The organism is Bradyrhizobium sp. USDA 4011, assembly GCF_054063415.1.
Window position 1 is genome coordinate 7,417,937 of sequence record NZ_JBSSGG010000001.1, and the last position, 25,218, is coordinate 7,443,154.

Consider the following 25,218-nt stretch of genomic DNA (forward strand, 5'->3'; position numbering starts at 1 on the left):
CCATTGTGCAAATCCCAGGTGCAATTCCGGGCTGCAAATCCCGGGCCGCGCCAAACCGCCGCAAAGCTCTGGACAGGCCGGAAATGGGCCGTAAAAGGCCTTTTCGCCCCCGTTCGATCTACCTAATAAGGGTCCCATGACCGCGCCCAAGAACGAGCCTCAAATCACCCCCGAACTCGTCGCTGCCCACGGGCTGAAGCCGGACGAGTATGAGCGCATCCTGAAGCTGATCGGGCGGGTCCCGACCTTCACCGAGCTCGGTATCTTCTCGGCGATGTGGAACGAGCATTGCTCGTACAAGTCGTCGCGCATCCATCTGCGCGGGCTGCCCACCAAGGCCCCCTGGGTGATCCAGGGCCCCGGCGAGAATGCCGGCGTGATCGATATCGGCGACGGCCAGGCCGTGGTCTTCAAGATGGAGAGCCACAACCACCCGAGCTACATCGAGCCCTACCAGGGCGCAACCACCGGCGTCGGCGGCATCCTGCGCGACGTCTTCACCATGGGCGCCCGCCCGATCGCCTGCCTGAACGCCCTGAGCTTCGGCGCGCCCGAGCATCCCAAGACCCGGCATCTGGTATCCGGCGTGGTCGCGGGCGTCGGCGGCTACGGCAATTCGTTCGGCGTGCCGACGGTCGGCGGCCAGGTGCGTTTCCACACCCGCTATGACGGCAACATCCTGGTCAACGCGATGGCGGTCGGCCTCGCCGACGCCGACAAGATCTTCTACGCGGCGGCCTCCGGCATGTGAACATGCCGATCGTCTATCTCGGCTCCAAGACCGGCCGCGACGGCATCCACGGCGCCTCGATGGCGTCGGCCGAATTCGACGACGCCTCCGAGGAGAAGCGCCCGACCGTGCAGGTCGGCGATCCCTTCGCAGAGAAACTTTTGCTCGAAGCCTGTCTCGAGATCATGGCGGCCGATTGCGTGGTCGCGATCCAGGACATGGGCGCGGCCGGCCTGACCTGCTCGGCGGTCGAGATGGGCGCCAAGGGCGATCTCGGCGTCGACCTCGATCTCGACGCGGTGCCGACCCGCGAGACCGGCATGAGCGCCTACGAGATGATGCTGTCGGAGAGCCAGGAGCGCATGCTCATGGTGCTCAAGCCCGAGAAGGAGAAAGAGGCCGAGGCGATCTTCCGCAAATGGGGGCTCGATTTCGCCATCGTCGGCTACACCACGCCGAGCAAGCGCTTCGTCGTCAAGCATGGCGGCGACGTGATGGCCGATCTGCCGATCAAGGAGCTCGGCGACGAGGCGCCGGTCTATGACCGCCCGCACGTCGCATCGACTGCGGTGCCGGTGATCCGCGGGCAGGACGTCAAGCCGCCGCTCGGCATCGCAGAGGCGCTGACCAAGCTGATCGGCACGCCCGAATTGTGCTCGAAGCGCTGGGTGTGGGAGCAGTACGACCACGTCATCCTCGGTAACACCGTGCAGCGTCCCGGCGGCGATGCCGCGGTGGTCCGCGTCCAGGACGGGCCGAAGGGGCTCGCGCTCACCGTCGACGTCACGCCGCGCTATTGCGAGGCCGATCCATATCAGGGCGGCAAGCAGGCGGTGGCCGAAGCCTGGCGCAACATCACCGCGGTCGGCGGCCGGCCGCTCGCCATCACCGACAATCTCAACTTCGGCAATCCGGAGCGGCCCGAGATCATGGGCCAGTTCGTCGGCTGCCTGAAGGGCATTTCGGAAGCCTGCCGTGCGCTGGACTTCCCGGTCGTGTCCGGCAACGTCTCGCTCTACAACGAGACCAACGGCCGCGGCATCCTGCCGACGCCCTCGATCGGCGGCGTCGGCCTGCTCGACGACTTCACCAAGTCGGCGACCCTGGCGTTCAAGGCGGCCGGCGAGGCGATTCTTTTGGTTGGCGACACGCAAGGCTGGCTCGGCCAGTCGGTCTACCTGCGCGATGTCTGCGGCCGCGAGGAGGGCGCTCCGCCGCCGGTCGATCTCGCCACCGAGGAGCGCAACGGCGACGTGGTGCGCGGCATGATCCACGCCGGCACCGCGAGTGCGGCGCATGACGTCTCCGACGGCGGGCTCCTGATCGCGCTCGCCGAGATGGCGATCGCAAGCGGCATCGGCGCGCAGCTCTTGGCGGCGCCGTCCTCGATCGTGCCGCATGCCTATTGGTTCGGCGAGGATCAGGCCCGCTACATCGTCACCGTGCCCGCGGCCGACGCGGGCCTCGTGCTGGCCAAGATGAAGGGCGCCGGCGTGCCCTGTGCGCGCATCGGCACCACCGGCGGCGAGGCGATTGCGGTCGCCGGCGAGCCGCCTGTGACGATCGAAAGCCTGTCCCGCGCCTTCGAGCACTGGCTGCCGAACTACATGCACGGCGCTGCCGCCTGATCAGGCGCTGCGGCGCGAAGCAACGATCTCAACAGCGCGATGAACCCATCATCGCGCTATTTGGTCTGTTCGACCGCCGTACCTGCGGATCAAGCTACGTCGCGCCGCGGATCGCGCGCCACGCAAAGATGATGATGCAGGCGCCGATGAAGCCGGCGACGAGAAAGCCGATCCATCCGCCGCCGAGCGACACGCCGAGCAGACCCAATAGCCAGTTCGCCAGCGCCGCGCCGACGATGCCGAGGATGATATTCATGAAGATGCCGGTGCCGGTCTTCATGAACATCTCGGCGAGCCAGCCGGCCAATCCGCCGACGATGATGGCGGCGATCCATCCAACTTGAGGGTCGTTCATCTCAGGACTCCCTAAGGGTCAAGCAGTCCGGCCAGCATAACCGAGAATCACCTCCCGGCATGTGACCAATGGCAGGTTGTGCGCAACTTGTCGGGCCGCGGCTCGCCGTCAGCGCTCTCCGAGTGGGATGCGCCGAGAGAGACTCCACTCTGGCGCTGCCCCGCAAGCGGGAGAGGGAGCGCAGTCTCGACGTCGCGAATACTACGTGCTGCGTAGTTACAGCACGTATTTGGCGCCCGGCAGCTTGCGCAGCACGGCTGTGGCGGCCCAGCTTAGCGCAATGGTGGCGAAGAACGCGATTGCGGCCTTGGCGATCGCCGGCAATTCCATGTCGAACAGCCAGTATTGCAGCCACAGCACGATCGGATAGTGCACCAGGAACATGCCGTAGGCGTCGCCCTGCATGCGGTCGAGCAGCGTCGGTCCCTGCGCCTTCGATTGCAGGAAGTAGGCCAGGATCGCAAACAGGATCGAGGCGCTGAACAGCACGTAGAAGGTGCCGTAGGACGCGAGATACCAGCCCGGCAGCGGATCGGGGTTACCGATGATCTCGCGCTTGATGTAGATCATCACCCACATCAAGCAGTAGGGGATCACCGTGATGCCGGTCCAGAACCAGCGCCGCTCGGTCAGCCGTCCGTGCGCGCTGAGCAGGCCGCCCTCGAGGTTTGCCGCTCCAACCCCTGCACCGATGAAGAAGTAGGACGCATACAGCAGCACCCGGCTCGCCTGCACCGAGAAAGGTCCGAGCTCGAACCAGTAGTTCTGTCCGTAGTGGACCAGCATCGGCAAATAGAAGACGGCACTGACGACCACGATGAACAGCCAGAACTTCGAGGGACGTTCAAATCCCTTGATCGACAGACGGTTGATCGGCTCGAGCAGGCGCGATGACACCCGGTACAGCACGCTCGCCGTCACGTCGAAGGTCATCAAGACCCAGACGAACCAGATCGGGCCGCTCGGCCAGGGTCCGAAAATCATGGTCTTCCACCAGTATTCGGAGAAGGTCAGGTCCGGCGTCGCACGCAGCGCGATCGCGTAATAGGCGATCGGAATTACGGTGAACGCGCAGATCACGAAGGGCAGGCCGAGCCGCAGCAGCCGGTCGCGCAGGAAGATCAGCCACGGCTTGTGGCCGAGCCCGGGCCAGACGAACAGCCCCGACAGGAAGAAGAACATCGCCATGAAGAAGCTGTCGGTGGCGAGCACCACGCAGTCGAAGCCGATCCAGGACGTCGGGTCGGTGTGGCCGAAATGGGTGTAGGGAATCACCGCGTGGTGCAGCAGCACGACCAGCGTCAGGAAGGTGCGTGCACGGTCCAGGGCGACGTTGCGCTTGTGGAGCTTCGGTGCTGCCTGGACGTCGACGGCCGGAGCCGCGTGAGCAATCGATTTCATGGTGCCCCCAGCCGGGTCTGCCCCCGGATGTTGCAATCGGGAACCCGATTCAGCAAGGCCCAATCGTCCCGATTCCGAAGTGTCGAGGTCGGTCATCTCAGTGCTTTTGTTTCGTTCTGGAACCGGGGTCGGTGGCGGGCGTTGTCGGGTGAACGCGCTGAGCGCGCGCGGTTTGTGGAGCAAGCAATGACACTGCTGAAATGGGCGTTGGTCTTCCTTGTCGTCTCGATCATCGCGGGCCTGCTCGGCTTCACCGGCATTTCCGCCGCCTCCGCCGACATCGCGCGATTCCTGTTCTACGTGTTCGTCGTGATCTTCCTGGTGCTGCTGATCCTCGGGCTCACGATATTCAGGGTCTAGCGGCGATCCGGCCGAACACTCCCGTCGTCATGCCCGGGCATTTCCGCTTTTTCAGGCTGGGTGGACACACGCCGAGCCGGCCGGGCGAGGCCCGGCGCGTGCTGCAGGCGCGACGGTCTAGGCGACTTCCTCGATCTTCACCTTGTCCGGATAGAAGGCGAGGTGGCCGCCGATCTCGGTCATGGCCGGAAAGGGCGCCTCGTAGGTCCAGATCGCATTGTCCAGCGTCTTGCCGTTGGCCTTGATGCTGAAATAGTTCGCGTCCCCCTTGTAGGGGCAATGCGTGGTCCGCTCGGTGCGGGTCAACAGCTCCATGTTGGCGTCCTGCCGGGGGACGTATTGCACGGCCGGATAGCTCGCTTCCTTCAAGGTCAGCGCATGGGTGGTCTCGGCGATGACGACGCCGTCGGCGGTGACGCGGACACGCTTGGCATTGGGCGTGATCGTGATCGGATGGTCGGGGCCGGGGAGCTTCATGATTCTGCGCCTCTTCTGGTCATTTCGGCGTGATGGCTTGTGACCGATTGATGCAGGTTTAAATCGCTGGGAATGGGAATATAGTGTGCCCCAAGATGACCTAGAAGACCTCAAGCGCTAGGTTTTGTCTGAGGTTTTATCCTAGGTTTCGTCTTAGTTTTCCTGGCCGAATCGGCCCTGATTCGAATGACCTGACGGAGGTGGACTGGGATGCCGATGGACGCCCGTGATATCGAATCGATGATCAAGGCAGCGATCCCTGATGCCGAGGTGACGATCCGTGATCTGGCCGGCGACGGCGACCACTACGCGGCCACTGTCGTTTCCGAGTCATTCCGCGGCAAGTCCCGCGTTCAGCAGCACCAGATCGTCTACCAGTCGCTGAAGGGCCAGATGGGAGGCGTGCTGCACGCGCTGGCCCTGCAGACCGGCGTGCCGGAAGGCTAGTCCCCTGCAACCGGGCGGGGACCCCAAGCGATGGCAGATAATCCGCGCGGCGCGATGTTTCGCGTCATCGTGCCGAACCAGCACAGCCGCGTCACCAATGCCGAGCTGTTCTTCGACCTCGTCTTCGTCTTCGCCGTCACGCAACTGTCGCACACGCTGCTGCACCACTTCACCCCGCTCGGCGCGGTGCAGGTTACGGTGCTGTTCCTCGCGGTGTGGTGGGTGTGGGTCTACACCACCTGGGTCACCAACTGGCTCAATCCCGACCTGACGCCGGTCCGCCTGCTGCTGTTCGTCCTGATGCTGGGCGGGCTGTTGCTGTCGACCTCTATCCCGACCGCCTTCGAGGGCCGCGGGCTGTGGTTTGCCGGGGCCTATGCGGCGATGCAGGTCGGCCGTACCGCGTTCTGGCTGTTGGCGACGCCGCGGCGCCGGACCGCGGTGCGCCACAACGCGATCCGCATCCTGACCTGGCTGTCCTGCTCGGCCGTGCTCTGGATTCTCGGCGGCTTCGCCGAGCACGAGACGCGGATGTGGCTCTGGATCGCGGCGCTGGCCATCGAGTACGTCGCGCCGGCTCTGCGGTTCTGGACCCCTGGGCTCGGCTTCTCCTCGATGGAGGCCTGGTCGGTCGAGGGCGGCCACATGGCCGAGCGCTGCGCCGGCTTCATCATCATTGCGCTCGGCGAGGCGATCGTGGTCGACGGCGCGACCTTTGCCGAGCTGACCTGGACGCCGGAGAATGTCGCCGCATTCATCTCGGCGCTGGTCGGCAGCATCGCGATGTGGTGGATCTATTTCCACAAGGGCGCCGAGGCCGGCGCGGACATGATCTCCAAGTCCGAGGAATCCGGCCGCGTGGCGCGGATCGCCTACACCTATCTGCACATGCCGATCGTCGGCGGCATCATCCTCACCGCGGTCGCCGACGAACTGGTGCTGAAGCACCCGTCCGGCCATTCCGACCTGAAGACCATCGTGAGCTCGGTCGGCGGTCCCGCGCTCTTCCTGGTCGGAACCATCCTGTTCAAATACGTGATCCGCAACTTCCTGCAGCTCTCGCACGGCATAGGCATCGTGGCACTTGCGATCACGGCCTATTTCGCCCGCGAGATGTCGCCGCTGGTGCTCTCGATCGTCACCACCGCGATCATGATCGTGGTCGCGGCGTGGGAATCGATCTCGCTGCGGTCGAGTGGGGAGGAAGAATAGCGCGGGTCGCTACCTGCGACCGGCGGTGGCCACGCGGTGCTGCCAATAGACGAACAGCGGGGCGCCGATCACCTCGAGCGCGGTGAAGCCCACGAAGGGCAGCGGCGGCAGGCCGACCATCGCGATCGACAGCAGCCGGCCGATGCCGCCGAGGAAGATGCCGCCCCAGACCACGCGGAACAGCACGCTCTCGCTTTCGATCCGCGGCACCAGCCAGAGCAAAGCGAGGCCGAGACCGAGCCAGACCCCGCCGAAGAAGCGCAGATTGCTGTCGAGCACCGGCAGCGCCGGAACGCCCGACGAGGCGTAGAGCGGATCGCTCACGCCGAGCATGGTGATGATTCCGGTCAGGATCGGGACGAGGGCGAGCAGGGCCGTTGCGATCTGCAGCGCACGCCGGCCCATCACTGTGCCCCGTCCGGTTTGGTCTTAGTCCGCGGCCAGCGCGTGCACCGAGAACATGGTGTTGGCGTCGGTCCAGCTCTCGCGCACCGTCCAGCCCGCGCTGCGGGCGAGCGCGGTGAATCGCTCGAGCGAGTATTTGTAGCTGTTTTCGGTGTGGATGCTCTCGCCGGGACGGAACGCAAAGGTCTTGCCGAGGATGCGCACGGTCTGCGCCTTGCGGCTGATCAGATGCATCTCGATGCGGTGGCGGTCGCGGTTGTAGATCGAGCGGTGAGTGAAGCCCGACAGGTCGAAATTGCCGCCGAGCTCGCGGTTGATCCGAACCAGCACATTGAGGTTGAAGCGGGCGGTGACGCCGGCTGCGTCGTTATAGGCGTCGTACAGCACGCGCTCGTCCTTCTCGAGGTCGACGCCGATGATCATCTGCGCGCCTTGGCCGAGGATCTTGCGCGCGCTGCGCAGGAAGGCCAGGGCCTCGCTTGGCTCGAAATTGCCGAGCGTCGAGCCCGGGAAGAAGCCGACCTTCGGCATGTCAGCGACCGCCTCGGGCAGTGCGAACGGCGTGGTGAAATCGGCCGCGACCGGATAGATGCCGAGACCCGGAAAATCCCGGCGCAGGCCATCGGCCTGGGCCTTGAGGAAATCGCCTGAGATATCGACCGGCACATAGGCGGCGAATTCGCAATGCTCGAGCAAGAGGCGCACCTTGGTGGTCGCGCCGGCGCCGAACTCGACCAGCGCTGCGCCGTCCGGAATGATCGCGGCGATCTCGTTGCCGCGGTCGCGCAGGATGCCGAGCTCGGTGCGGGTCGGATAATATTCCGGCAGCACCGTGATCTGCTCGAACAGCTCCGAGCCGGTGGCGTCGTAGAAATATTTCGGCGACAGCCGTTTCGGGTGACGGGCGAGATCGCCGATCACATCGCCGGCAAACGCCGAGGTCGCTTCGTCGAACGGATACGCTTTGGCCAAAGCGGCGGCATGCACATTCATGATACTCTCCCGAACGCGCTTACCGACGCGTTATCGATGTCGACAGGACTCAATCAGGCATAGTCGGCGAGGCGTAACCCCGTGAATTGCCAGCGATGGTGCGGATAGAAGAAGTTGCGGTAGGTGACACGGCTGTGACCGGCCGGCGTCGCCAGCGACGAGCCGCGCAGCACGAGCTGGTTGACCATGAACTTGCCGTTGTACTCGCCGAGCGCGCCTTCGATCGCGCGGTAGCCCGGGTAGGGCGAATAGGCGCTGCGGGTCCATTGCCAGACGATGCCGTAGGCGTCGTTGAGCAGGCCGGCGCGGGCCGCGACCTCCCATTCCATCTCGGTCGGCAGATGCTTGCCGGCCCAGCGGGCGAAAGCGTCGGCTTCGTAGTAGCTGACGTGGCAAACGGGAGCCTGCGGATCGATCGGCTGCAAACCGCCGAGCGTCATGATCTTCCATTCGCCGTCGATCTCGCGCCAGTGTCCCGGCGCCTGCCAGCCCTCGTTGCTCACGGTGCCGAAGCCGTCCATCAGCCACAGCGTGGCGGTGGAGTAGCCGCCGTCCTTCATGAAGGCGAGCCAGTCGGCATTGGTGACGAGGTTCTTGGCGAGCTTGACGGGGCCGACCAGCGCGCGATGCGCGGGCTTCTCATTGTCGAAATGGAAGCTGTCGTCGGCGTGGCCGACGGTGTGGATGCCCTCGTTGAGCGTCACCCATTCCTCGGGCCCGCGCTGCGATGCCGGGAAGCGCCACGCCGGATCGTAGGCCGGCGGGATCGGGTTCTGTGCGAAGGCATGCAGGATGTCGGTGTACATCAGCTCCTGATGCTGCTGCTCGTGATTGAGCCCGACCTCGACCAGGGGCACCAGCGCCGCGAGCTTGTCCGTCGGGGCGGTCTGGAAGAATTTCACCACCTCGGCGTCGACATGGCGGCGGTAGGTGGTCACTTCGTCGGCGGTCGGGCGGGTCAGATGGCCGCGCTGGTGGCGGGCATGGCGGGGGCCGGCGCTGACGTAATAGGAATTGAACAGATAGGCGTAGTCCGGGTGGAACGGCGTGTAGCCCTTGACGTGCTCGCCGAGCAGAAACCGCTCGAAGAACCAGGTCGTATGGGCGCGGTGCCACTTGGCGGGGCTCGCATCCGGCATCGACTGGATCAACTGGTCCTCCGCCGACAGCGGTGCGGCCCGGCGCTCGGTCTCGTCGCGGACCGCGCGATAGGCGTCCACCAGCCGCTGCGCGAGCGGACCGGATTCGGAGGACAATGACGGGGGGGTGCCGGGAATGGCGGCCGCGGCAGAGGCTGGTTTCGTCAACGATGGTCTCCGATTCAAGGGGAGAACGTTGCTTCGGTAAACTGGTTCCAGACGGACAGTTCGTCCTAGATAGGGGCTCCGTTACGGGAAAAAAGCCTCCCCCATGATGATATTGGGGCCATCAGATAATCCCGGCCCTTTTTGCGGTGCCGTCCGGCCCGCGCCGCATGCCAGATTTCCGCCATTTTGCTTTGGATGCACAATGGTTTGAGCTACATATATAGCCAGTCACGGGTTAGAAGGGTGGGCCGGCCCACAAGGCTTGAGAGCGCCGCCCCCGAAGGAAGCGAAAATGAGCATCGAGCAATTCATCGACAACGAAGTGAAGTCGAACGACGTCGTGCTGTTCATGAAGGGCACGCCGCAATTCCCGCAGTGCGGGTTTTCCGGTCAGGTCGTGCAAATCCTCGACCACATCGGTGTCGGCTACAAGGGCCTCAACGTTCTGGAATCGGCCGAGCTGCGCAACGGCATCAAGGTCTATTCAAACTGGCCGACGATTCCGCAGCTCTATGTGAAGGGCGAGTTCGTCGGCGGTTGCGACATCATCCGCGAAATGTTCCAGGCCGGTGAATTGCAGCAGTTGTTTGCCGACAAGGGCATCCCGGTCGACGTGGCTGCCTGACCTTGACGGCGCGCCAGATCGGCAAGGCGCGGCTCGAAGTCATCGTTACCGACATCACGACCCTGCGCGTTGACGCCATCGTCAACGCGGCCAATTCGTCGCTGCTTGGCGGCGGCGGCGTCGATGGCGCGATCCACCGCGCCGCGGGGCCGGATCTGGTCGCCGAATGCCGTATGCTTCACGGTTGCGAGACTGGCGAGGCCAAGATCACCAAAGGGTATCGGCTGCCTGCCAAGCACGTCATCCATACGGTCGGTCCGGTGTGGAATGGCGGCAAACTGGACGAGGACAGTCTGCTTGCATCCTGCTATCGCCGCTCGATGGAGCTCTGTCAAAAGCACGGGCTTGAGTCTGTCGCTTTCCCCGCGATCTCGACCGGCATCTACCGCTTCCCGGCCGATCGGGCCGCCAAAATCGCCGTCAAAGCTGTCGCCGACGCCCTGTCGTCAGTCCCAAGTGTCACACAGGTGATTTTCTGCTGCTTCTCGGCCCAGAGCGGCGAACTTCATCAGGAGGTGCTGGACGCCTTCGGTAGCCCTTGTGCCTGATGATACCGCCGCTACACTTCCCCGTGATTTACGGGGAGGGATTGATCAAATGCATTCACTTCGTTTGACGTGCGCCGCCACGGCCGGCGCGGTGTTGCTGGCGGCGTCGTTGGCGTACGCGCACACCGAGGGCACCTACGAGATTCCGGCGGGCGCGCATTTCAATCCCGACAAGCTCGCCAAGATCAGCGAGTTCTTCAAGAACGAGGTTGCGACCGGAAAGATTCCCGGCGCCATCGTCCTGATCCAGCAGCACGGCAAGCCGGTGTATCACGAGGCCTTCGGCGTGCAGGACGTGGTCAGCAAGGCGCCGATCACCGACAAGACCATCTTCCGCCTGGCTTCGATGTCCAAGTCGATCACCGCCGTGGTGTCGATGCAACTGCTGGAGGAAGGCAAATACAAGCTCGATGATCCCGTCTCGAAATACATTCCTTCCTTTGCCAATGTGAAGGTCGGCGTCGAGAAGAAGGCCGAGGACGGCACCAAGACGCTCGAACTGGTGCCGCCGCAGCGCCCGATCACGATCCTCGATTTGATGACGCATACGTCGGGCATAACCTACGGCTTCTATGGCGACAGCCTGGTCCGCAAGGCCTACAAGGAAGCCAATATTTATGCCGGCGATTTCGACCTCGCCGAATTCGCCGAGCGGATCGCCAAGCTGCCGCTGCACAATCAGCCCGGCGCGCTCTGGCAATACGGCCATTCCACCGACATTCTGGCGCGCGTGATGGAAATAACCACCGGCGAGAAGCTCTCGACGATCGAGCGCGAAAGGCTGCTCGACCCACTCGGGATGAAGGACACCGGCTTCTTCGTCACCGATCCCGAGAAGCAGAAGCTGATGGCGGAACCGATGCCGAACGACAGCGACTTCCGGGTCGGCCGAGTCAACGATCCGACCAAGGTCAAGAAATGGGAATCCGCCAGCGGCGGCATGGTCTCGACCATGGCGGATTATTCGCGCTTCGCGCAGATGCTGCTCAACGGCGGCACCCTCGATGGCAAGACCATCATGAAGCCCGAAACGTTCAAGGAATTGACGACGGATCGCGTCGGCCCGGCCTCCGGCGTCGCGCGCGACTTTTTCTACTTCCCCGGCGACGGCTTCGGTTTCGGGCTTGGCATCGCGGTGCGTACCGATCCGGGCACGGCGAAGCCGCCGCCGCCCGGCGATCTCGGCGAGCTCAAATGGGATGGCGCCAGCGGCTGCTATTACGTGATCGACCGCAAGCAGGACATGTTCTTCATCCTGCTGGAGCAAACACCGAGCCAGCGCCAGCCCATCCAGCGGATGCTGAAGCAACTCGTCTATGAAGCCATGGAGAATTGACATGCGCGGGTGCCGCGCACTCGTCGCGGCACTCGTGCTCGCGTCCGCTGCTACGGTTGCGCAGGCTGGCTCCGCGGGGCCGGCCGCGCACAGCTTTTCTCCGGAAGGCCTCGCCAAGGTCTCCGACTTTGTCAGGAGCGAGGTCGCGGCCGGGAAGATTCCCGGCGCGATCCTGCTGCTGCAGCAGCACGGCAAGCCGGTCTACTACGAGAATTTCGGGGTTCGCGACGTCGCAACCGAACTCTCGATGAGCGCGGATACCATCTTCCGCCTCTATTCGATGTCGAAGCCGATCACGTCAGTCATCGCGATGATGCTGGTGGAGGAGGGCAAGCTCGCGCTCACCGATCCGGTGTCGAAATACATCCCTGCCTTTGCCGACATGAAGGTCGGCGTCGAAAAGCGCGGCGATGAGAGCAAGGCGATGATGACGCTGGAGCCGCTCAAGCGTCCCGTGACGATCGAAGACCTGATGCGCCACACGGCAGGACTGCCCTACGGCTACTATGGCGGCGGTGTCGTGAACAAGACCTACGCCGATGCCGGCCTGTTCGACAACGATCCCGACAATGCCGAATTCACGGCGCGGCTCGCGGCGCTGCCGCTCGCCGAACAACCCGGCACGCAATGGGATTATGGCCATTCCACCGACGTGCTCGGCCGCGTCATCGAGGTGATCAGCGGGAAATCGCTGTTTCAGTTCGAGAAGGAGCGGCTGCTCGGCCCGCTCGGGATGAACGAGACCGCATTCTATGTTGCCGACTGGGCCAAATGGCCGCTGATCGCCGAGCCGATGCCGAAGGATCGCAGGATCAGCCCGGTGGCCGAGGTTCGCGACCCGCGCAAGCCGCTGCGCTGGGAGTCCGGCGGCGGCGGCATGGTCGGCACCATCGGCGACTATGCACGCTTCTCGCAGATGCTGTTGAACGGCGGCCTCTATGGGGGGAAGCGCTATCTGAAACCGGAAACCATCGCGCTGATGGCTTCGGATCACATCGGTCCTGAAACCGGTGTCGTGCGCGACAAGAACTATTATCCCGGTCCGAACTCCGGCTTCGGCCTCGGTTTTGCGGTCCGTACTTCGGTGCCGGAGAACACGTCGTGGCCGCTCGGCGAGTACCGCTGGGACGGCGTCGGCGGCACGTTCTTCTTCATCGATCCCGCCGACGATCTGTTCGGGATCTTCATGGTGCAGACGCCGTCACAGCGCGGCCGGATCCAGCAGGAGCTGAAGACCCTGATCTACCAGGCGATGGGGCGCTAAGGCATGATCCGGAAAGGTGCGAAGCGGTTTTTCCGAAAGATCATGCTCGAACAAGGAGTTAAAGCGCGATGACGCTTCAACCTGATCTCATCGCGCTTTAGACGCTCATCGGGCTACGGAGCTACGCCGCGCGCACGATGTCCCTGACGTGACCGACCGCTTCCTCGATCATCGCGGCCGTGACATCGAGATGCGTGCATGCCCTGATCCGGCCGTCCATCATCGCGAGCGTCACCCCGCGCTTGCGCAACTCGCTGACCATCTGTTCGCCCGACACGCCGGCGCCGTCCGGCTTGAAGAAGACGAGGTTGGTCTCGGGCGCCTGCACCGCGATGCCGTTGATCTGCGACAGCCCGCGCGCCAGCGCCCGCGCATTGGCATGGTCGTCGGCGAGGCGCTCGACATGGTGATCGAGCGCGTAGATGCAGGCGGCGGCCGAGATGCCGGACTGCCGCATCGAGCCGCCGAGCCGCTGCTTCCAGCGCCAGACGTCGTCGATGAAGGCGCGGGTGCCGGCGATCACGCCGCCGATCGGCGCGCCGAGGCCCTTGGAGAAATCGATCCAGGCGGAATCCCAGCCTGCCGTCATGTCGCACGGCGAGATGCCGGAGGCGACCGTCGCGTTCAGGAGCCGCGCCCCGTCCATGTGGGTCACAAGCCGGTGCTCTTTGGCTATGCGAACGACCTCATCCAGCGCGGCCTTCTTCCAGATCGTGCCGCCGCCGATATTGGCGGTCTGCTCGACGCTGACGAGCACCTGCGGCGGCTGGTAGCGGGTGCGCGGATGCAGCGCGGCGCGAAATGTCTCCGGCGTGAACTGGCCGTCATCGCCCGGCAGCTGCGTGATCTGGAAGCCGCCGAGCGCGGCATGCGCGCCGCCCTCGCGGGCGATGATATGCGCGGTCGCGTGCGCCAGGATCTCGTCGCCGGGGCGGCAATAGGCCAGCGTCGCCGCGACGTTGCACATCGTGCCCGACGGCATGAAGACGGCGGCTTCCTTGCCGAGCAGATCGGCGACGCGGGCGCAGAGCTCGTTGGTGGTCGGATCGTCACCGACCTGCTCATCGCCGACCTCGGCCCTCGCCATCGCCTCGCGCATCGCAGGCGTCGGCTTGGTTTGGGTATCCGACAACAGGTTGATGCGGACGGCGGGCGCCTTGGGATCGGGCCGGGCAGGGGTGTAGTGCATGCTTTCCTCATCGCTCCGCGTTGGGTGAGCGGATTCGCTGCTAGCGTATTGGTCTCCGTGCAGCGTGACGAAACCGCATAATGATAATCTCGGTCGGCGTCACGCGATAGTCGATCAGGTAAGGATATGGCGTGGCGGGCAGCCGGCGGACGCCTGGGACGGCTTGTCGCGCGCCCCGCGCGGGGTTGTTCCTGCAGCAGCGCGACAAGATCCAGGATGCGGTCGTGAATGTGGATTGCCCTTGAGGAGATCGAGCCTCGACATAGGACAGTGCTTGATCGATCTGAACAAGTGCGGGCTGCGTGTAGCGGACGTTCACAGCCCGTGCTTTGTCCACATCGCACGAACTTCCTCGGCCGTTGCCAATTCGTCGCGCGCAATCTCGGCGTCGGCCTCGGCCAGATCGGCGTCCTCTTCCGGGGGCAGCTGGAGCGGCGGTTGGTCGACGCCGGCAAGCTGCAGCATGATACGCGCGAGCTCGTCCTGCTCCGTGTCAGGCAAATTTGAGACTGTGTCGAACGCCTGTTCGAGTAACCGGGTCATCGGCAAGAACCTCTGTGGGCGGCGATCTGCCAGGTCGTGCGCATGCAAAGTCCTCGGTATAATAGTCGTCTCACGCTCAAACAAAAAGGCCCCGGCAAAACCGGGGCCTTTCGGATCTCGCAACGCTGTCGTGATCAGCGCGAATAGAATTCGACGATCAGATGCGGCTCCATCTGCACCGGGAACGGCACGTCGCCGAGCGCCGGGATGCGGACGAATTTCGCGGTCATCTTGCCATGATCGACTTCGAGGAAGTCGGGCAGGTCGCGCTCCGGCAGCTGGGCGGCTTCCAGCACCGGGGTGAGCTGCCTGGAGGATTCCTTGACCTCGATGGTGTCGCCGACCTTCAGCTTGTAGCTGCCGATGTTGACCTTGCGGCCGTTCACCTTGACGTGGCCGTGGTTGATGAACTGGCGCGCGGCGAACATCGTGGCGACGAACTTGGCACGATAGACCACGGTGTCGAGACGGCGCTCGAGCAGGCCGATCAGGTTCTCGCCGGTGTCGCCCTTCAGGCGGCTGGCCTCGACATAGATGCCGTGGAACTGGCGCTCGGAAATGTTGGCGTAGTAGCCTTTGAGCTTCTGCTTGGCGCGGAGCTGCACGCCGAAGTCGGAGAGCTTGCCCTTGCGGCGCTGGCCGTGCTGGCCGGGGCCGTATTCGCGGCGGTTCACGGGGCTCTTCGGGCGGCCCCAGATATTCTGGCCCATGCGGCGATCGATCTTGTACTTCGCCTCACTGCGCTTTGTCATCGCGTCCTCTTTGATAGCCGTCGCACGAAGCGCCCGGCGTTTTGTCAGTTTCAGGTTTGAGGAGACGCGCCCTCCTGTGTACCGGCCAAAAGGCCCGTACCGACAGGTCCGCCTCGAAAGCTCGGGGAGAACCACGGGTCGCGAAACGCATCGCGGGCCGAAACCGGCCCGCGAGCAAGGGTGGTCTTAAGGAGAAAGTCCGGTCCTGTCAAACAAAACACGGGGCGATTTCGGCCGAATCGGCGTCAAAATCGGCCCCTTTTCGCCGCTCAAAGCCGGGTTCCGGCGGCTCGGACCGGCCGGGCGTCGGCTTGCGGCCGGATCGCGCCCAATTCGGCGGCGATTTCGCCGCCGAGCGCTTACGCGGGGCTTACAAGCTGTTTGGCAATTGCCGTGCTCACCCACAGGCACGATGCTGAAGGCACGCCGCTAAGCGTCGCCGTGGCTCCTCGATGACGTGATTGGAGCTCGCGCGTCGGCAAGTGAGCGCGCGAAGCGCGCCGTCAGCCATGCGTCACGCCTACCGCTTGATTCCGGCGAATGCGGCGGCAATGCCGCGCTGGAACAGCGACCAGTCGAACCCGAGCGCGAGCGCGAGGTAACCCCGATCGATCATCGCATTGGCCTGCTCTGCGGTGCGCGCGACGCCGCCGATCGGCACGCCGCTCTTCATGATGCCTTCTTCGGCGCGCTGCATCAGCGCGACCACTTCGGGATCGTCAGGCAGGCCGCGCTTGTTGATCGAGGTGGCGAGATCGCCGGGCCCGATCACCGCGAGGTCGATGCCGGGTGTCGCCATGATCTCGTCGATCCGGTTCACGGCATCGACATGCTCGATCGTGATCATGCAGATCATGTCGTCGTCGGCGGTCGCCATGTAGTCGTTCATCGAGACGCCCCAGCGGAACGGCGCATGGAACGGCCCCCAGAGCCGGTCGCCCTTCGGCGGATAGCGCACGCTGCGCGCGGCCTTCTCGGCGTCGCCACGGTTGCAGATCATCGGAAAGTTGATGCCGAGCGCGCCGATGTCCATCGGCGCCTTGGCGAGGTGCGGCTCGTTGGCGGCGATCCGCACCATCGGCACGCACGGCGTCCCTGAGGTGGCCACGATCATCGCATGCGCGGTGCCGAGATCGATCGGGCCATGCTCGAGATCGACGATGATCCAGTCCAGCGACTGCGCCATGATCTGCACGGTCTGGATGCTCGGAATGGTCGCGATCGCGCCGAAGGTCGGGCGCTTGTCGCGCCACATCTTGCGCAGGCGGTTGAGCGGCGTCAGCGGTGCTGAGGTCAATGCAGTGCTCCCTCGATGAGGCGAGGGGAAGCTAGCAGTACATGGTGACGGCGAAAAGGATCAGGCCGGAACGCGGCCGCCGAAGAATGGCGTCAGTGCGTCGGCCAATGCATGCGGCCGCTTCGAGGTGAAGATCATCTCGGCGCCGGCCTCATCGCTCTCCGTGCCGGCAGGGCCGAGCAAGTCGGCGACGCGACGGGCGATGGCGGGCGCCGGATCGATCCAGTCGACCGGCCAGGGCGCGAGCCTAGTCAGGCGTTCCAGCAGCAGCGGATAATGCGTGCAGGCGAGCACGACGGTATCGGTGCGACCGGGGTCATTGGCGCCATCGCCGACGAAACAGGGCGCGAGCTCGGCCGCGATGTCCTCGTCGCGCACGCTGTCGCCGCTGAGCGCGGCTTCCGCCAGCGAGGCGAGCTCGCCGGAGCCGACCAGCGTCACCTCGCAGCCCAGCGCGAAATCCGAGATCAGCTTGCGGGTGTATTCGCGCTTCACGGTGCCCCTGGTGCCGAGCACCGAGACGCGCCTGGTTTTCGACGAGGCGCAGGCCGGCTTGATCGCCGGCACCGTGCCGACGAAGGGCAGGCGGTAGGCGTCGCGCAAATGCGACATCACCAGGGTGGATGCCGTGTTGCAGGCGATCACGACGAGGTCGGGCGCGTGGGCCTCGATTAGCTCGCCGACCAGCGGCACCACCCGGGCGATGATCTCGTCCTCGGTGTGGTGGCCATAGGGGAAGAAGGCGTCGTCGGCGACATAGACATAGTGCGCGTCGGGCCGGGCGCGGACGATCTCGCGCAGCACGGTGAGGCCGCCGAGGCCGGAATCGAAGACGAGGATGGTCGGGGGAGTGGACACGGTGACAAGTCTATCCGAGGCAGGGTTACCATTCAGTTGTTTTGGCTAGCCGGCCTCTGCGGCCGACAAAAGGCGGCGAGGGCGGGAATTTCATATGGCCTTGGCCGATCCCTGCAAGTATCGCGGCAAACTATTGCTGCGACGTGCGAAATCCAAACGGGGGCAACTCGACCATGATCCGCAATACGACCGCGAGCTGGGGCTCGCTCGCCCGTGCGCTCCACTGGGTGCTGGGCATCACCATCATCGGCATGCTGGCCTATGGCTGGTGGATGAACCACTTCCCGGCACGGGCGGACAAGTTCTTCTACCGGTCGATCCATGCCGATATCGGCTATCTGGTGCTGCTGCTGACCGTGCTGCGGCTGGTCTGGCGCGGCGTCAATCCGACGCCGGCCCTGGCGGCCGACATGCCCGCCTGGCAGCGGATCGCAGCCCGCGTCAACCATGGCGCGCTCTATGCCGTCACCATCCTGGTCGCGATGCTGGGCTGGGCGCATTCCGGATCCCGCGACCAGGACTATTCGAGCTTCTTCGGCCTGTTCCACGTTCCCCAGATCACCTCGCCGGACAAGGCGGCGGCGGATGCCTTTGAGCATCGCCACATCTTCTTCGCCTATGTGCTGCTGGCGCTGATCGTGCTGCACCTCGCCGCGGTCGCCTTCCATCATTTCGTCAAGCGCGACCGCGTCGCCGCGCGGATGATGGGCACAGGCGCGGCTGACCACGCGACATGAGGCGCGGTCGACGGCGCCCGTTAGGCTCACGCGCTCGGGGTGAGCAGACGATTGCCAAGTCACGGCATCGCTGCCGGCAGCGGCATTCACTACATGACGCAACAGCAGCCGCGCCCGTGAAAATGATCACGCCGGCGCGAATTGATCGCGACCGGCGTCATGTTCGTCAACGGCGCGTGGGCGGTGCTAGCCCGCCGGCATCTGCTTCTCGACCAGGCGCACCCAGTAGGAGGCGCCGTGGCCGAGGATGTTGTCATTGAACGTGTATGCGGGGTGGTGGCACATCGGGCCGTCGCCCATGCCGAGGAAGACGAACGCGCCGGGGCGCGCTTCGAGCATGAACGCAAAATCCTCGGCGCCCATCACCGGTACCAGATTGTCGTTGACGCGATCGGCGCCGACCACGTCACGGGCGACCTCGGCGGCGACGCCGGCCTCGCGCGTGTGGTTCAGCGTCACCGGATACATCCGCCCATAGTCGGTCTCGGCCGATCCCCCATAGGCTTTGGCAATGCTGGAGGCGACCTCGCCGATCCGGCGCTCGACCAGATCGCGCACCCCGGGATCGAGCGTGCGCACGGTGCCGCCCAGCGTGACGGTCTCCGGGATCACGTTGAACGCGGTGCCGGCCTCGAACATGGTGATCGAGATGACCGCCGATTTGAGCGGATCGACATTGCGCGACACGATCGATTGCAGCGCATTGATGATCTGGGCGCCGATCAGCACGCTGTCGACCGCCTCGTGCGGGGCGGCGCCGGCGTGGCCGCCTTTGCCGCGGACGACGATCTTCAACGTGTCCGACGAGGCCAGCATCGGGCCCGGCGTGGTCGCGAAGTAGCCCTCGGGCAGGCCGGGCATGTTGTGCAGGCCGTAGACCTCCTGGATGCCCCAGCGGGTCATCAGCCCGTCGTCGACCATCGCCTTGCCGCCGGCGCCGCCTTCCTCGGCGGGCTGGAAGATCACGACCGCGGTGCCGTCGAAATTGCGGGTCTCGGTGAGATATTTTGCGGCGCCCAGCAGCATCGCGGTGTGGCCGTCATGGCCGCAGGCGTGCATCTTGCCGGGGACCTTCGAGGCGTAGGCCACGCCCGAGGCCTCGGCGATCGGCAGCGCGTCCATGTCGGCGCGCAGCCCGATGGTCTTGCCCGAATTGGACTTGCGGCCGCGGATCACGCCGACCACGCCGGTGCGTCCGATCCCCGTCACCACCTCGTCGCAGCCGAACTCGCGCAGCTTGTCGGCAACGATGCCGGCGGTGCGGTGGACTTCGTAAAGCAGTTCAGGATTCTCATGGAAGTCATGGCGCCAGGCGGCCATTTCATCCGAGAGGGCGGCAACGCGATTGACGATGGGCATGGGGAGTCCGTTTCTTGTGATTGCGTAGGGCGGGTCAGCAGCCTAGCGCAACCCGCCGTCTTGTCACGCGAAAGCAGCCGCCCGAAGGGAAAAACTCAGATGCGCAATGCGCGGAAGAGTGCGGGATGTCGCGCTGATGCCAGAGCACGACGTTCCCGGGCGATGCGGCGTCTGCGCGATTTCTGAATATTGGAAATGTATCCCTGAGTTGCCCGACGTGTCAAGCTGCCATGTGTCGAACGCCGGCCGCTGCCAGCTCCTTTGCATGGGGTTGTTTTCGATATTTTGGCCGCGCGGATTCCGCGACCCAGCGGGTGTTCTCCGATGCCGTCGTGCTGACCGAGACCCACGTCACGCCGGCGCTGGAGCGTCGCCTTGGTACGCCCCTTGGAACGCCGCCATGATGGACGAGTTCGGGCTCTATCCGCGCGAGGAAGCATTCGATCCGCTCGGTGTCATGCTGTTCAAGGCGTCGCAGGTGATCGCCTTCCTGTTCTTCCTCGCGCTGCTCGCGGTGTCGCCGGATTCCAAGGAAGGCAAGATCGACTCCAAGGCGGAGTTCATCATCACGATGGACTGGCCGGACAACCATCCTGACGATCTCGACCTGTTCGTGCAGGACCCGGCCGGCAACATCGCCTGGTACCGGCATCGCGAGGCCGGCTTCCTGACGCTCGATCGCGACGATCGCGGCGGCGCCAACGACTTCATCGTGGTCAACGGCAAGAAGATCGCATCGCCGATCCGCGAGGAGATCGTCACCCCGCGGCATCGTCGCCGGCGAATACACCGTCAACGTCTCCCATTTCCAGGCGACGACCGGCGAGCCGGTGCAGGCCAATGTGAAGGTGCAGAAGCTCAATCCGACGGCGCAGGTCATCTTCGACGACAAGCTGACCGTTACTCACACCGGCGACGAGAAGACCGCGGTCAGGTTTCGCATCGACGCCGAGGGCAAGGTGATCAACGTGGACCAGCGGCCGAAATCGCTGCTGGAGACGTTTCGTAACGTTCACGCCAACGGCGCCGATCTCGACCCGAAGACCGGGGTGAGGATGCGCCGTGATTAGTCTGCAGTCGGTCATTCTCACGCTCGCGGTCGCCTACGCGGCGGTCGGCGCGCTGCTGCTGATTGTGCTGGTCTATGCGCGGCTGCACTGGTCGCTGAAGGCGATCGTGATCGTCGTGACCAGCGCGTTCTATTTCGTCAGCTTCGGCGGCATGCTCGGCTGGGCTTCCGCGGAAAAGCTGCCGGCGAATTTCAAGCTGCTCTCGGCGCGGATCGTGGAGCCGCATTCGCTGGAGGGCGATTCGGGCTCGATCTATCTCTGGGTGGAGGAGCTTGATGAAGACAATCGGCCGAGCGCCGTGCCGCGCGCCTTTCGGATTCCCTATAGCGACGCGCTGGCCGAGCAGACCCACACCGCCGACAACGAGATCAAGGCCGGGCATCCGCAGGGCGGACGGGCAGCCGATTTCGGCGGCGGCGACGGGACCATCATGGATTTCGTCAGGGAGTACATCACTCCGAAGACGGTCCTGGAGACCACAGGCGGCGATTCCACGACCGGGACCTTCGTGCCGCCGCCGGCGGGCGCGCAAGGATCGGTCTTCACGCCGCTGCCACCGCCCCGGATGCCGCCCAAGGACGAGCAGCCATAGCAGGATGCGCACCGACACGCGGATGGCATAAAAATAGGGATCGCCAATAATCGGTCAGCCGGGTGGACAGTAGTCATCCGGAATTCCTCAACTCCGTGAACCGTGTAGTCTCGGAGCTAACCGGGGCTAGATTTCATCCCCAAGCCATTTTCCCGGCAAAGGGGCCGCTGCGTGAAGCGGCCCCTTTCGATTCCGGAGCCCGGTTCCAGTGCCTCAGAGCACTGTCAGGAACGCGATCGCGAGAACCATCAGCCACCCGACGATAACGAGCGAGACCACCGCGCCCGCGGTGATCTTGGCGATCTCCTTGAAGGTCATCGGCCGGTCCATGCAAACCTCTCCCGGGTAGCCCTGAGGGGACATAGGCACGGACTGGCTAGTCGCCCCGACCGATCACGGAACGGTGTAGTGCGCCGCACGGCCGGGCCGCAGAGGGCCCGTCCGGACCGCATAGCTGTCATCTCGCAAAGTTTGTCTGACAGATATTGAAATCTGTCAGCGGGATGGTGTATATACTCAACAGCCCAAAGGAGGAGGGCGCCCGGTGGCTGTTCCGGCGTTTGGCCGGGGGAGCCGTATTTAATTTGACTACCTCGAAGGACTACCTCCATGACGATAGAAATCTTTCAATTGACCGCCCAGATTCAACAGTGGCTCAATCTTCGCGTTGCCCGCCATCTGGCAGCCCAGGCTGCCAAGTTCAGCCGCGGGCAGGACAGCGCTAACCAGACGGTAAACGCATGAACGAGGCGGTGGTATTGACACCCGAGCGGATCCTCGAAGCAACCGAGGATGTTTTGAGGCGCTTCGGGCTCGCCAAGGCCACCGTTGTCGACGTTGCCCGTGCGCTGGATGTCAGCCACGGCAGCGTGTACCGCCATTTCCCCAGCAAAGCCTCGCTCCGCGATGCGGTCGCCAAACGCTGGCTCGACCGCGCCAACGAGCCGCTGTGCAAGCTCGCGGCAAGCGATGGCCCTGCGCCGGAACGGCTGGAGAAATGGCTGCGCACCGCCTTCATGATCAAGCAGAAGAAGGTCTGCGACGATCCCGAGATGTTCGCGACCTACCTCGCACTCGCGCAGGACGCGCGCGAGGTGGTGGAAGCCTACAAGGACAAGCAGGTCGATCTGATCGCGAAAATCCTGGCCGACGGTGTCGCGCAGGGCGTTTTCGAGGTCGACAATGTGAAGGCGACCGCGCGGGCCGTGTTCGACGCCACCGTCCGCTACCACCACCCGGCGCATGCCGAGGAATGGGCCAAGCCCGAATGCCCGTCGCGGATCGACGCCCTCATCGCCCTGCTGCTGCGGGGCGTGCGGGTGTGCAAGCACTAGCTCGTCTCCGAAGAGCACACTGCCGCAGAAACCCGCGACGGTGCTATGGCATGTGGACAGCCGGACCGTGCGAGGCAGCGGTGCGCGATAGGTCCTTCCAACCGCAAGGACTCACATGCTTGAGGGGATCGCTCCGAGCACGTCTTTGGTGATTGCCCACACGGCCCGCCGGACATCAGGGTCGTCGGCGGGTGACGCAGGCTTCAGTGGCCTTGTGCCCTTGACGGAGAAATAGCCACCCGAGACGGCCTCGAATTCTGCGTCCTTGGCGAGGCGGACGATGATGCTCGCTCCCCGACGGGGATCGCCAATCCTGAGCTTCGTCAGCATTCGTTCGAGGATCGGAGCAAAGCGCAGCTCCCTCCCCAGACCGGTGACGTTGAAGCCCGGATCGAGGCAGTTCGCTGTGACGCCCGTTCCCTCCAACTGCCTTGCAAGTTCGAGCGAGAACATAATGTCCAGCAGTTTCGTCCGTCCGTAGATCCGTGAGGATCCCAAACGGGAAAACTGCGTGGGCGCGAACATGTCGCCGGTCAGCTCGACCGTTGCGTGACGGCGCGATGCTTCCGATGCCGTGGTCACAATGCGCGAAGGCGCCGAGCGGATCAGCGTCTCGCGCAGGGCGCGCGTAAGCAGCCAGGGCGCGAGGTAGTTGACCGCCATCATTTCGTCGTAGCCGTCAATCGTGGTCCGCGGCGCGAAGGCGTGAATGCCCGCGTTGTTGATCAGCACGTCGATCCTGTCATATCGCGCGGCGATCGTCCGGCCGGCAGCGGCAACGGTCTCCAAACGCGTCAGGTCCGCAAAATGAAAATCGATCTGCGCCTGCGGTGCTATCCCCCTGATTGCCTTCCGCGTGGCTTCGGCGTTGACCTCGGAGCGGGCGATCAAAACGAGATGTGCGCCTCGACTGGCCGTCTCGGTCGCAGCCAGCCGTCCGATCCCGCTCGTGGCGCCCGTCATGACGATGATGGGGGCAGGAATATCGGGCATGGACACCTCACGGATATAATGGATATATGTCCATCATATCTGCAGCGCCAAGGAATGGAAGGCAGCCCGGCGCATGGCGCCCTCAGTTGAAAACGAAACAAATGAGATGCCGCCGCTCTGGCTGTCGCTCGGCGAACAGCTCAATGCACTGCTGAGCGCGTCCCGCGCGGTCGCGGCTGAAATGGCTGCCAGTTTCGACGCCGATCTGCCACCGGCGGCCTACCACATCATCCAGTGGCTTCACGCGTTCGGGCCTGCTCAAGCGAGCCATGTCGCGGATGCGTTGGCCATGGACCGAAGCGCGACCAGCCGCCTGGTTCGGCAGCTCAAGCAAGCCGGAATCGTCGAATCTCGTCCCGATCCAGCCGACAAGCGCGGAGTTTTACTGTCCCTCACAGACCAGGGTTCGAACAAAATGCGTGCGGCGATCAAGCACAAGGGCGAGGTCTTTCGCCGTCGTCTCGATGGCTGGAGCGAGGCAGATCTCCGCCTCTTCACGGCCCTGCTTCGTCGCTTCAACACGGGCATGGCGGACTAGCTTGCTCCCCTCCGAATTCACGGCATCCAGATGCCGCCTTCTGCCCGATTGCGAGCCGGAGGCCGCTTGTGCTTGATGGCGGTCAAGATCAGGCTCGCTCCCTTGAGGCCAACTGCTGCGGAAGACGATGCGGCTCGCGCTCTTTGCGGATATCCACGCCAACCGGCAGGCCTTCGCGGCCTGCCTCGATGCTGCGCGTGCGCGCGGGGCCGAACGGCTGATCTGCCTCGGCGATATCGTTGGTTACGGCGCCGATCCCGAATGGGCCGTCGACACCGTGAAGGATCTCGTCGCGAAGGGGGCGATCGCGGTGCGCGGCAACCATGACAATGCGATCGGCGTGCCGAGCGACAGCATGAACGGCGACGCGCAGGCCGCGATCGACTGGACCCGCAACCGGCTCAGCGGCGAGCAGAAGGAGTTCCTTGCGCGCCTGCCGATCATGCGCGAGGAGGACAACCGTCTCTACGTGCATTCGGAAGCGTCCGATCCGGCGAAGTGGCGCTATATCCGCGACACTGCCGATGCTGCGCGCAGCATGATGGCAACCGAATTGCAGATCACCTTCTGTGGCCATATCCATCGTCCCGGCCTCTACTCGATGTCCTCGACCGCGAAGATGACCAGCTTCGTTCCGACCGCGGGCGTCGCGGTGCAGTTGCTGACCGGCCGGCGCTGGCTCGCCGTGCTCGGCTCGGTCGGCCAGCCGCGCGACGGCGATCCGGCGGCGTCGTTTGCGATGTTCGACACCATCAGCCGCGACATCACCTACCACCGCGTGCCCTACGACGTCGCGACCGCTGCGGCGCGGATCAAGGCCAATGGCCTGCCGCTCTGGCTCGCCGATCGTCTTTCGATCGGCAGGTGA

Annotated in this window: 27 protein-coding genes and 3 pseudogenes; 16 read left to right on the forward strand and 14 right to left on the reverse strand. The window is 64.4% G+C overall.

Annotated elements, in window-relative coordinates; translation table 11 throughout:
* The first annotated feature begins 136 nt into the window (after window positions 1-136).
* Window positions 137-2,358, forward strand: a pseudogene (purL, locus tag ACVW1C_RS34965) (phosphoribosylformylglycinamidine synthase subunit PurL).
* 94 nt (window positions 2,359-2,452) lie between these two features.
* On the opposite strand, the gene ACVW1C_RS34970 reads toward purL, so the two are convergent.
* Together ACVW1C_RS34970 and ACVW1C_RS34975 are read right to left on the reverse strand one after the other, a co-directional pair.
* Window positions 2,453-2,713, reverse strand: a complete 261-nt coding sequence (locus ACVW1C_RS34970) for a GlsB/YeaQ/YmgE family stress response membrane protein (protein WP_176530316.1) — start codon at window positions 2,711-2,713, stop codon at window positions 2,453-2,455.
* Between the two features lie 216 nt (window positions 2,714-2,929).
* Window positions 2,930-4,114 (reverse strand): acyltransferase family protein, encoded by a 1,185-nt coding sequence (locus tag ACVW1C_RS34975; RefSeq protein WP_456762150.1) that lies wholly within the window; start codon window positions 4,112-4,114, stop codon window positions 2,930-2,932.
* A 186-nt stretch (window positions 4,115-4,300) separates the two neighbouring features.
* Here ACVW1C_RS34975 and ACVW1C_RS34980 point away from each other — a divergent pair, with 186 nt between their 5' ends.
* Window positions 4,301-4,474 carry a DUF1328 domain-containing protein gene (locus ACVW1C_RS34980; RefSeq protein WP_021077845.1) on the forward strand — a complete coding sequence of 58 codons (174 nt, stop codon included), beginning with the start codon at window positions 4,301-4,303 and terminating at the stop codon, window positions 4,472-4,474.
* Between the two features lie 117 nt (window positions 4,475-4,591).
* Here ACVW1C_RS34980 and ACVW1C_RS34985 read toward each other — a convergent pair whose 3' ends face one another.
* Window positions 4,592-4,951, reverse strand: coding sequence for a DUF427 domain-containing protein (locus ACVW1C_RS34985; protein WP_456762151.1), 360 nt, complete (start codon window positions 4,949-4,951; stop codon window positions 4,592-4,594).
* A gap of 210 nt (window positions 4,952-5,161) precedes the next feature.
* Between ACVW1C_RS34985 and ACVW1C_RS34990 the strand changes: the two genes are divergently transcribed.
* Complete coding sequence (locus ACVW1C_RS34990) at window positions 5,162-5,398, forward strand: BolA family protein (protein ID WP_021077843.1); 237 nt, start codon at window positions 5,162-5,164, stop codon at window positions 5,396-5,398.
* A 30-nt stretch (window positions 5,399-5,428) separates the two neighbouring features.
* Window positions 5,429-6,610, forward strand: a complete 1,182-nt coding sequence (locus tag ACVW1C_RS34995; RefSeq protein ID WP_456762152.1) for a low temperature requirement protein A — start codon at window positions 5,429-5,431, stop codon at window positions 6,608-6,610.
* A gap of 9 nt (window positions 6,611-6,619) precedes the next feature.
* Here ACVW1C_RS34995 and ACVW1C_RS35000 read toward each other — a convergent pair whose 3' ends face one another.
* Genes ACVW1C_RS35000 through egtB form a run of 3 tightly spaced genes read right to left on the reverse strand, consistent with a single transcriptional unit; the run spans window position 6,620 to window position 9,315 of the window.
* Window positions 6,620-7,015 carry a DUF4345 domain-containing protein gene (locus ACVW1C_RS35000; protein ID WP_092115302.1) on the reverse strand — a complete coding sequence of 132 codons (396 nt, stop codon included), beginning with the start codon at window positions 7,013-7,015 and terminating at the stop codon, window positions 6,620-6,622.
* 24 nt (window positions 7,016-7,039) lie between these two features.
* The gene (gene egtD, locus ACVW1C_RS35005; RefSeq protein WP_456762153.1) at window positions 7,040-8,008 is read right to left on the reverse strand and encodes an L-histidine N(alpha)-methyltransferase; all 969 of its coding nucleotides are present in this window, start codon (window positions 8,006-8,008) and stop codon (window positions 7,040-7,042) included.
* A 53-nt stretch (window positions 8,009-8,061) separates the two neighbouring features.
* Window positions 8,062-9,315 carry an ergothioneine biosynthesis protein EgtB gene (gene egtB / locus ACVW1C_RS35010; RefSeq protein ID WP_456762154.1) on the reverse strand — a complete coding sequence of 418 codons (1,254 nt, stop codon included), beginning with the start codon at window positions 9,313-9,315 and terminating at the stop codon, window positions 8,062-8,064.
* Between the two features lie 292 nt (window positions 9,316-9,607).
* Here egtB and grxD point away from each other — a divergent pair, with 292 nt between their 5' ends.
* From grxD to ACVW1C_RS35030, 4 genes are read left to right on the forward strand one after another with little or no spacing between them, the layout of a single operon-like run.
* Entirely contained in the window at window positions 9,608-9,940 is a 333-nt protein-coding gene (gene grxD, locus ACVW1C_RS35015; protein WP_016843475.1) for a Grx4 family monothiol glutaredoxin, read from the forward strand.
* Entirely contained in the window at window positions 9,937-10,488 is a 552-nt protein-coding gene (locus ACVW1C_RS35020; protein ID WP_456763250.1) for an O-acetyl-ADP-ribose deacetylase, read from the forward strand. The genes grxD and ACVW1C_RS35020 overlap by 4 nt, the downstream gene beginning before the upstream one ends.
* Before the next feature lie 49 nt (window positions 10,489-10,537).
* Complete coding sequence (locus tag ACVW1C_RS35025) at window positions 10,538-11,824, forward strand: serine hydrolase domain-containing protein (protein WP_456762155.1); 1,287 nt, start codon at window positions 10,538-10,540, stop codon at window positions 11,822-11,824.
* Between the two features lies 1 nt (window position 11,825).
* A complete protein-coding gene (locus ACVW1C_RS35030; RefSeq protein ID WP_456762156.1) occupies window positions 11,826-13,088 on the forward strand; it encodes a serine hydrolase domain-containing protein in 1,263 nt (420 codons plus the stop codon).
* Between the two features lie 121 nt (window positions 13,089-13,209).
* Here the strand turns inward: ACVW1C_RS35030 and ACVW1C_RS35035 are convergent, their stop codons facing one another.
* The 6 genes from ACVW1C_RS35035 to murI all read right to left on the reverse strand — a co-directional run bounded on the left by ACVW1C_RS35035 (window position 13,210) and on the right by murI (window position 17,727).
* Window positions 13,210-14,277 carry a threonine aldolase family protein gene (locus ACVW1C_RS35035; protein ID WP_456762157.1) on the reverse strand — a complete coding sequence of 356 codons (1,068 nt, stop codon included), beginning with the start codon at window positions 14,275-14,277 and terminating at the stop codon, window positions 13,210-13,212.
* A 40-nt stretch (window positions 14,278-14,317) separates the two neighbouring features.
* The gene (locus ACVW1C_RS35040) at window positions 14,318-14,614 is read right to left on the reverse strand and encodes a type II toxin-antitoxin system RelE/ParE family toxin (protein ID WP_456762158.1); all 297 of its coding nucleotides are present in this window, start codon (window positions 14,612-14,614) and stop codon (window positions 14,318-14,320) included.
* Window positions 14,593-14,820: a hypothetical protein gene (locus ACVW1C_RS35045; protein ID WP_456763251.1), complete on the reverse strand. Its 228-nt coding sequence runs from the start codon at window positions 14,818-14,820 to the stop codon at window positions 14,593-14,595. Before ACVW1C_RS35045 ends, ACVW1C_RS35040 begins: the two co-directional genes overlap by 22 nt.
* A 134-nt stretch (window positions 14,821-14,954) precedes the next feature.
* The gene (gene rpsD / locus ACVW1C_RS35050; protein WP_456762159.1) at window positions 14,955-15,572 is read right to left on the reverse strand and encodes a 30S ribosomal protein S4; all 618 of its coding nucleotides are present in this window, start codon (window positions 15,570-15,572) and stop codon (window positions 14,955-14,957) included.
* A 520-nt stretch (window positions 15,573-16,092) separates the two neighbouring features.
* Window positions 16,093-16,827: an HpcH/HpaI aldolase family protein gene (locus ACVW1C_RS35055; RefSeq protein WP_456763252.1), complete on the reverse strand. Its 735-nt coding sequence runs from the start codon at window positions 16,825-16,827 to the stop codon at window positions 16,093-16,095.
* A gap of 102 nt (window positions 16,828-16,929) precedes the next feature.
* Window positions 16,930-17,727: a glutamate racemase gene (murI, locus tag ACVW1C_RS35060; RefSeq protein WP_456762160.1), complete on the reverse strand. Its 798-nt coding sequence runs from the start codon at window positions 17,725-17,727 to the stop codon at window positions 16,930-16,932.
* Window positions 17,728-17,900: 173 nt separating this feature from the next.
* On the opposite strand from murI, the gene ACVW1C_RS35065 reads away from it, so the two are divergent.
* Window positions 17,901-18,464: a cytochrome b gene (locus ACVW1C_RS35065; RefSeq protein ID WP_456762161.1), complete on the forward strand. Its 564-nt coding sequence runs from the start codon at window positions 17,901-17,903 to the stop codon at window positions 18,462-18,464.
* A 186-nt stretch (window positions 18,465-18,650) separates the two neighbouring features.
* Here ACVW1C_RS35065 and ACVW1C_RS35070 read toward each other — a convergent pair whose 3' ends face one another.
* A complete protein-coding gene (locus ACVW1C_RS35070) occupies window positions 18,651-19,823 on the reverse strand; it encodes a M20 aminoacylase family protein (RefSeq protein WP_456762162.1) in 1,173 nt (390 codons plus the stop codon).
* 296 nt (window positions 19,824-20,119) lie between these two features.
* On the opposite strand from ACVW1C_RS35070, the pseudogene ACVW1C_RS35075 reads away from it, so the two are divergent.
* From ACVW1C_RS35075 to ACVW1C_RS35095, 5 genes and pseudogenes are all read left to right on the forward strand, one after another.
* Window positions 20,120-20,227 (forward strand): annotated as a pseudogene (locus ACVW1C_RS35075) (MotA/TolQ/ExbB proton channel family protein); the annotation flags it as partial.
* Window positions 20,224-20,893: pseudogene (locus ACVW1C_RS35080) on the forward strand (hypothetical protein). The pseudogenes ACVW1C_RS35075 and ACVW1C_RS35080, both read left to right, overlap by 4 nt.
* Window positions 20,886-21,485 (forward strand): hypothetical protein, encoded by a 600-nt coding sequence (locus ACVW1C_RS35085; RefSeq protein WP_456762163.1) that lies wholly within the window; start codon window positions 20,886-20,888, stop codon window positions 21,483-21,485. The pseudogene ACVW1C_RS35080 and the gene ACVW1C_RS35085 overlap by 8 nt, the downstream one beginning before the upstream one ends.
* A 609-nt stretch (window positions 21,486-22,094) precedes the next feature.
* Window positions 22,095-22,229, forward strand: a complete 135-nt coding sequence (locus tag ACVW1C_RS35090; protein WP_275948961.1) for a hypothetical protein — start codon at window positions 22,095-22,097, stop codon at window positions 22,227-22,229.
* Complete coding sequence (locus ACVW1C_RS35095) at window positions 22,226-22,819, forward strand: TetR family transcriptional regulator (protein WP_456762164.1); 594 nt, start codon at window positions 22,226-22,228, stop codon at window positions 22,817-22,819. Before ACVW1C_RS35090 ends, ACVW1C_RS35095 begins: the two co-directional genes overlap by 4 nt.
* A 111-nt stretch (window positions 22,820-22,930) precedes the next feature.
* On the opposite strand, the gene ACVW1C_RS35100 is transcribed toward ACVW1C_RS35095, so the two are convergent.
* Complete coding sequence (locus ACVW1C_RS35100) at window positions 22,931-23,812, reverse strand: SDR family NAD(P)-dependent oxidoreductase (protein ID WP_456762165.1); 882 nt, start codon at window positions 23,810-23,812, stop codon at window positions 22,931-22,933.
* A 73-nt stretch (window positions 23,813-23,885) separates the two neighbouring features.
* Between ACVW1C_RS35100 and ACVW1C_RS35105 the strand changes: the two genes are divergently transcribed.
* Window positions 23,886-24,350: a MarR family winged helix-turn-helix transcriptional regulator gene (locus tag ACVW1C_RS35105; RefSeq protein WP_456762166.1), complete on the forward strand. Its 465-nt coding sequence runs from the start codon at window positions 23,886-23,888 to the stop codon at window positions 24,348-24,350.
* A gap of 127 nt (window positions 24,351-24,477) precedes the next feature.
* On the forward strand, window positions 24,478-25,218 hold the full coding sequence (locus ACVW1C_RS35110) for a metallophosphoesterase family protein (RefSeq protein WP_456762167.1): 741 nt from the start codon (window positions 24,478-24,480) through the stop codon (window positions 25,216-25,218).

What these genes read in the sequence shown, in the direction of transcription:
- ACVW1C_RS35055 (WP_456763252.1), bottom strand. Translation starts at nt 16,827, where the DNA reads ATGTGGCGCGACAAGCGCCCGACCTTCGGCGCGATCGCGACCATTCCG.
- ACVW1C_RS34990 (WP_021077843.1), top strand. Translation starts at nt 5,162, where the DNA reads ATGCCGATGGACGCCCGTGATATCGAATCGATGATCAAGGCAGCGATC.
- ACVW1C_RS35045 (WP_456763251.1), bottom strand. Translation starts at nt 14,820, where the DNA reads ATGACCCGGTTACTCGAACAGGCGTTCGACACAGTCTCAAATTTGCCT.
- ACVW1C_RS35070 (WP_456762162.1), bottom strand. Translation starts at nt 19,823, where the DNA reads ATGCCCATCGTCAATCGCGTTGCCGCCCTCTCGGATGAAATGGCCGCC.
- ACVW1C_RS35035 (WP_456762157.1), bottom strand. Translation starts at nt 14,277, where the DNA reads ATGCACTACACCCCTGCCCGGCCCGATCCCAAGGCGCCCGCCGTCCGC.
- ACVW1C_RS35095 (WP_456762164.1), top strand. Translation starts at nt 22,226, where the DNA reads ATGAACGAGGCGGTGGTATTGACACCCGAGCGGATCCTCGAAGCAACC.
- ACVW1C_RS34970 (WP_176530316.1), bottom strand. Translation starts at nt 2,713, where the DNA reads ATGAACGACCCTCAAGTTGGATGGATCGCCGCCATCATCGTCGGCGGA.
- ACVW1C_RS34985 (WP_456762151.1), bottom strand. Translation starts at nt 4,951, where the DNA reads ATGAAGCTCCCCGGCCCCGACCATCCGATCACGATCACGCCCAATGCC.
- ACVW1C_RS35065 (WP_456762161.1), top strand. Translation starts at nt 17,901, where the DNA reads ATGATCCGCAATACGACCGCGAGCTGGGGCTCGCTCGCCCGTGCGCTC.
- rpsD (WP_456762159.1), bottom strand. Translation starts at nt 15,572, where the DNA reads ATGACAAAGCGCAGTGAGGCGAAGTACAAGATCGATCGCCGCATGGGC.
- ACVW1C_RS35100 (WP_456762165.1), bottom strand. Translation starts at nt 23,812, where the DNA reads ATGCCCGATATTCCTGCCCCCATCATCGTCATGACGGGCGCCACGAGC.
- ACVW1C_RS34980 (WP_021077845.1), top strand. Translation starts at nt 4,301, where the DNA reads ATGACACTGCTGAAATGGGCGTTGGTCTTCCTTGTCGTCTCGATCATC.
- ACVW1C_RS35105 (WP_456762166.1), top strand. Translation starts at nt 23,886, where the DNA reads ATGGCGCCCTCAGTTGAAAACGAAACAAATGAGATGCCGCCGCTCTGG.
- ACVW1C_RS35000 (WP_092115302.1), bottom strand. Translation starts at nt 7,015, where the DNA reads ATGGGCCGGCGTGCGCTGCAGATCGCAACGGCCCTGCTCGCCCTCGTC.
- ACVW1C_RS35110 (WP_456762167.1), top strand. Translation starts at nt 24,478, where the DNA reads ATGCGGCTCGCGCTCTTTGCGGATATCCACGCCAACCGGCAGGCCTTC.
- ACVW1C_RS35030 (WP_456762156.1), top strand. Translation starts at nt 11,826, where the DNA reads ATGCGCGGGTGCCGCGCACTCGTCGCGGCACTCGTGCTCGCGTCCGCT.
- grxD (WP_016843475.1), top strand. Translation starts at nt 9,608, where the DNA reads ATGAGCATCGAGCAATTCATCGACAACGAAGTGAAGTCGAACGACGTC.
- ACVW1C_RS34995 (WP_456762152.1), top strand. Translation starts at nt 5,429, where the DNA reads ATGGCAGATAATCCGCGCGGCGCGATGTTTCGCGTCATCGTGCCGAAC.
- egtD (WP_456762153.1), bottom strand. Translation starts at nt 8,008, where the DNA reads ATGAATGTGCATGCCGCCGCTTTGGCCAAAGCGTATCCGTTCGACGAA.
- ACVW1C_RS35025 (WP_456762155.1), top strand. Translation starts at nt 10,538, where the DNA reads ATGCATTCACTTCGTTTGACGTGCGCCGCCACGGCCGGCGCGGTGTTG.
- ACVW1C_RS35090 (WP_275948961.1), top strand. Translation starts at nt 22,095, where the DNA reads ATGACGATAGAAATCTTTCAATTGACCGCCCAGATTCAACAGTGGCTC.
- ACVW1C_RS34975 (WP_456762150.1), bottom strand. Translation starts at nt 4,114, where the DNA reads ATGAAATCGATTGCTCACGCGGCTCCGGCCGTCGACGTCCAGGCAGCA.